Origin of the sequence: Bartonella sp. AP57NXGY, from assembly GCF_042195805.1 — a bacterium.
Lineage (GTDB): Bacteria > Pseudomonadota > Alphaproteobacteria > Rhizobiales > Rhizobiaceae > Bartonella.
The window spans coordinates 1-4,318 of record NZ_JBHIOZ010000104.1; the positions used below are offsets into that span (position 1 = coordinate 1).

7 protein-coding genes and 1 pseudogene are annotated in these 4,318 nt (G+C 42.7%); all 8 read left to right on the plus strand.

Annotated elements, in window-relative coordinates; genetic code table 11:
• The coding region (locus ACFIL8_RS07825) for a phage tail sheath C-terminal domain-containing protein (protein ID WP_375689349.1) at positions 1-217 on the plus strand (217 nt) is incomplete at its 5' end.
• Positions 217-723, plus strand: coding sequence for a phage major tail tube protein (locus ACFIL8_RS07830; protein WP_375689351.1), 507 nt, complete (start codon positions 217-219; stop codon positions 721-723). The genes ACFIL8_RS07825 and ACFIL8_RS07830, both read left to right, overlap by 1 nt.
• A gap of 1 nt (position 724) precedes the next feature.
• The gene (locus ACFIL8_RS07835) at positions 725-1,012 is read left to right on the plus strand and encodes a phage tail assembly protein (protein WP_375612344.1); all 288 of its coding nucleotides are present in this window, start codon (positions 725-727) and stop codon (positions 1,010-1,012) included.
• A gap of 41 nt (positions 1,013-1,053) precedes the next feature.
• Positions 1,054-1,122, plus strand: coding sequence for a hypothetical protein (locus tag ACFIL8_RS07840; protein WP_375638239.1), 69 nt, complete (start codon positions 1,054-1,056; stop codon positions 1,120-1,122).
• A complete protein-coding gene (locus ACFIL8_RS07845; RefSeq protein ID WP_375689353.1) occupies positions 1,119-3,185 on the plus strand; it encodes a phage tail tape measure protein in 2,067 nt (688 codons plus the stop codon). Before ACFIL8_RS07840 ends, ACFIL8_RS07845 begins: the two co-directional genes overlap by 4 nt.
• A 5-nt stretch (positions 3,186-3,190) precedes the next feature.
• Positions 3,191-3,571: a phage tail protein gene (locus tag ACFIL8_RS07850; protein ID WP_375689355.1), complete on the plus strand. Its 381-nt coding sequence runs from the start codon at positions 3,191-3,193 to the stop codon at positions 3,569-3,571.
• A complete protein-coding gene (locus tag ACFIL8_RS07855; protein WP_039760481.1) occupies positions 3,568-3,792 on the plus strand; it encodes a tail protein X in 225 nt (74 codons plus the stop codon). The genes ACFIL8_RS07850 and ACFIL8_RS07855 overlap by 4 nt, the downstream gene beginning before the upstream one ends.
• A pseudogene (locus ACFIL8_RS07860) lies at positions 3,789-4,318 on the plus strand (phage late control D family protein); the annotation flags it as partial. The gene ACFIL8_RS07855 and the pseudogene ACFIL8_RS07860, both read left to right, overlap by 4 nt.

Here is a 4,318-nt window from a genome sequence, read left to right on the forward strand (position 1 = left end):
TGATGTCAGTGAAAGCGTCAATGCCTATTTGCGTGATTTGAAAGCACAAGGCGCCATTCTTGGTGGGCGCTGTACGCCTGATCTAGAGCTTAATACAGCAAGCGCTATTGAAAGCGGTAGAGTCTATTTCAATGTCGAATTCACCCCCACAACACCCGCAGAACATATCACGTTCCGTTCACGCATTGTGAATGATTACTTAGAGGAGATCTTTTAATGACCGTACCTGTTTTACCAAGAGTTTTGAAATATTTTAACATTTTTGTCGACGGCATTCCCTATCAGGCAAAATGTGAAAGTGTCACCCTACCGAATTTGAGTTTGGTTGTTGAAAGTTATCGCGGCGGTGGCATGGATAGCTCCATTGAAGTTGACCTTGGTCTTGAAACCCTCACGCTTAGCATGACCATTTCTGATTGCTCTCCAGAGTTGATGGCACTGTTAGGGCGCACCGATGTCAACATTTCATTACGAAGTTCAATGCAAGCGCAAGGCACACCAGCAGAAGGTGTTGTCATTACCATGAGAGGACTATGCAAAGGCTTTGAAATGGCAGAATGGCAACCAGGCAGCAAAGCAACATCCACAACTACCTTCACATTGCAATATTTCAAATATGTCCAGAAGGACGTTGAAATCGTTGAGATAGACGTCCTCAACTTGGTGAGAAAATTCAATGGCGTCAATCAACTCGCAGACCATAGAGAAAATATAGGATTATAAAATGACCGTACAAACAAGCATTACACATAAATTATTGATACCTGTTACTTTTGAAGGAAAAGAGCACACCGAAATTACTTTACAGCGCCCCAAAACAAAAGATGTGCAAGCAATCGACAAAAAAGAAGGCATAGAGCAAACAATTGCTATGATCGCACGCCTTTCTGGATGGGCACATGAAGCGGTTGGAGAACTCGATATTAATGACTTGTCGAGCATTGGAGAGATTTTGGAGTCTTTTATCAAGCGGCGGGATACCTCGACTGGGAAACCGCCGCTAAACTCATAGCCGATATTACCATTGTGTTCCATTGGTCCCTTTCAAAGATGATGGAAATGGAACCGCAAGAACTCATATTCTGGCGAAATCAAGCAGCAGAAAGGTATAAGATAAAATGAGTGAAAAAGTTGCTGATGCAAAGGTAAAATTGTCTCTTGAAGACAAACTCACCGCACCTCTCAAACATCTTCAAAAAAAATTCGATACATTGTCAAAAACACTCTCACATAGTTTGGGTATTGTGCGCTTTTCTGCTGCTGTCAAAAACATGACAAAAAGCCTTCATGGCGTTCAAAGTGCTCTTAGCACAGCGGCAAGTCGTGCTTCAGTCTTTACCGGTGTCTTAGGGCTTGCTGGTGGTGGTCTTGTGGCAAGTGTAGCCGCCCTCACCATGAAAACCATGCATCTGGGAGATAGTCTTTATCACGCATCACACCATTTAAATATGAGTGTTGCATCACTTCAATTATGGGGTGATGCAGCCGATAATTCAGGCACTTCTGCCGAACTTTTTCAACAATCCTTAGCGGTTTTAAATAGGCGTTCAGCACAAGCATATGCCGGACAAAAAAGAGGCATGATGGGCTTTGAAGCACTTGGCATTTCTGTCAAAAACACTTCTGGAAAACTCAAATCCACTTCTGTCTTGTTAGAAGAAATTACCGACAAGATGAGTAAGATGAAAAGCCAAGCACAAAGACAGCATATTGCCGCTCTGCTGTTTGGGGGCGATGGTAAAGAAATGGCGACCATGCTTGCACAAGGCATGGCACCCATTAAAGAGCTGTTTGCAAAGGCGCGAAAAGGAAAATGGCTGATAGGTGCCGATGTTGCACGCTATGCAGCAGATTTAAGTGACAAGCTTGGTGCTTTTAAGAAAAAAATAGGCGGTATCGCGAGCTTTATTGGCGCGCGTTTCATGCCCGTGATTAATGATATGATTGACGGTTTTTCAAAGTTGATTGATGAAAACCGCGACCTCATTCAAACAACTGTTGCGAGCTGGGCAAAAACCTTAAAAAAAGTCCTTAATGATTTGCTTAATCCTACCTCTGATTTAAGAAAAGGCATCAGTGATCTCACAGAGAGGATTAAAGGCTGGTTCCAATGGCTAGAACCTCTGATTGGTGAAATAACCCTTTTCAAGGTGGGGCTTGTAGCTCTTGGTTCATTCATTTTTGGTCCACTCATTGCCGCATTAGCAGCAGCGGGAGCAGCGTTTGTCACACTTGGCTATACTATAATGACGACACCTATCGGTTGGTTAATGGGTGGCATTGCAGCGCTCTTTGTCCTCTATCAATATTGGGACAAACTCAATGGTTGGGTAGCAGCATCTTTAGCCGCGGTTGGAGCAGTTCTTATAGCTTCAGTTATTCCAGCAATAACCGCTGTTGGTTCTGCTTTTATATCGCTTGGTGTTGCTATCATGACAACCCCCATAGGCTGGATAATGGCTGGTATTGCAGCCCTTATTGGAATTGGATATCTGCTTTATAAAAATTGGGATACGGTCATGAATTTCTTACGAAATTTGTTGAGTTCTTTGGCTAATTTATGCAGTAACATTTTCAGTAACCTCTTTAGTCTCTTTAAAAAGTTTTCACCCCTCTCTTGGATTGCAAAAGGCATAAATGCATTGATTAAATGGCTGTTTGGTGTCGATTTAATGGAAGCAGGTTCCAATCTTATTAATGGGCTTTGGGAGGGCATCAAAAGCAAATGGGGTGATCTATATAACGGATTTGGCAATATGATGAATAAATTAACCAGTTGGATACCTGGCTTTGGAGGAAAAAAATCAAAGTTTAATGTCTCAATAGACAAAACTTCAACGCAGACCATTAAAACCTTTACTGATGAAACCAATACACGGGCAAAAAAAATGGTTGATACAGTAGTGGTTACAAATACCCCCCCTGAAAAACGCAAGAGTGGTTTTAATACAAGTGTCGTTGAAACAGGACAAATGCAGGCAACAAATAAAGTAGGTGCTTTTAAAGCTCCAAAGCCCATTACGGTTCATAAACCCGTTGAAGTAGACGCCCGTGTAACCATTACAAATCTAAATATTTCCGTCCCCAATGGTCTCAAGGACGAAATCAGAGACGCTGTCAATCAAGCACTTGAACGCTATGCAAAACAGCAACGTTTAGCCATAGCCTCTAGCCTTTCGGATTAAATACCATGATGTTAGCTTTGGGTGGTTTTATTTTTTCGATTGAAACAGCTGCTTATCAAACACTTGATATGTCTTATGGGGTTCCATGGGTAGAGCAAGGACGATTGGGGCGCAAAGCAGCTCTTCAATTGCCTGCTGTTGCAAATGCAGAATTTTCTTTAGCAGGCGTGATCTATCCAGATTTCAAAGGTGGTCACAGACAGCTCGAATATTTACGGCAAATGGCACATGAAGGACCTCACATTCTTGTGACTGGTCAAGGCAAAATCTTAGGTAAGTTTGTCATTCTTTCTGTAGAGGAAAAACAAAGCATTTTTCATCATAATGGCACCCCAAAAAAACAAGAATTTACAATAAAGTTGAGAGAATATGGTGAAGAGTTATGAGTGATCTTTACGTAACAAAAGAAGGCGATATGGTTGATGCCATTTGCTGGAGATACTATGCAAAGGGTCAACAAGCCCTTGCTGTTGAACGCGTTTATGCAGCAAACTTTGGTCTTGCAGACTATGGACCCATCTTAAAAGCAGGCATCACAATCGTTTTGCCAACCCTCCCCTATCCTAAAGCCACACCGGTGATTAGAATTTGGGGCAGTCAATCATGAAACCTTTTTGCATGGTTCTGGCAAATGGAGAGGACATCACAAGAACGCTGATGGACTATGTTTTGTCGATTGAAATTACCGATGAAGCAGAAGACAAAAGTGACCGCATTACCATAGAGCTTGATGACCGCGCCCGTGAGTGCGACAATGGCTTTCTTGATATTCCTCTCATCGGAACAATTATTTCTGTCACACTTGGCTATGAAGGCGGTAAAAACCGCGATATGGGCGCCTATCTGATTGATGAAATCTCTGTAAGCAGCCCCCCACAAAGCTTAAGCGTGACAGGACGCGCCGCATCAATGAACACGTCTTACAGAACCCCAAAAAGCCAATCCTATCACCAGCAAACCCTTGGCAGTATTATTCAAGAGATAGCAGAGCGCAATGGCTATACACCAAAAGTTGACCCTGCTCTTGCTAAAATTGTTGTGCGTCACATTGACCAAACTTCTGAAAGCGATATGGCTTTTGCCACACGCCTTGCAGAAGACTATGATGCGGTAGCAAAACCCGTTGATGGCAA

Coding starts and splice junctions, on each gene's coding strand:
- ACFIL8_RS07855 (WP_039760481.1), top strand. CDS start 3,568: ATGAGTGATCTTTACGTAACAAAAGAAGGCGATATGGTTGATGCCATT.
- ACFIL8_RS07830 (WP_375689351.1), top strand. CDS start 217: ATGACCGTACCTGTTTTACCAAGAGTTTTGAAATATTTTAACATTTTT.
- ACFIL8_RS07835 (WP_375612344.1), top strand. CDS start 725: ATGACCGTACAAACAAGCATTACACATAAATTATTGATACCTGTTACT.
- ACFIL8_RS07845 (WP_375689353.1), top strand. CDS start 1,119: ATGAGTGAAAAAGTTGCTGATGCAAAGGTAAAATTGTCTCTTGAAGAC.
- ACFIL8_RS07850 (WP_375689355.1), top strand. CDS start 3,191: ATGATGTTAGCTTTGGGTGGTTTTATTTTTTCGATTGAAACAGCTGCT.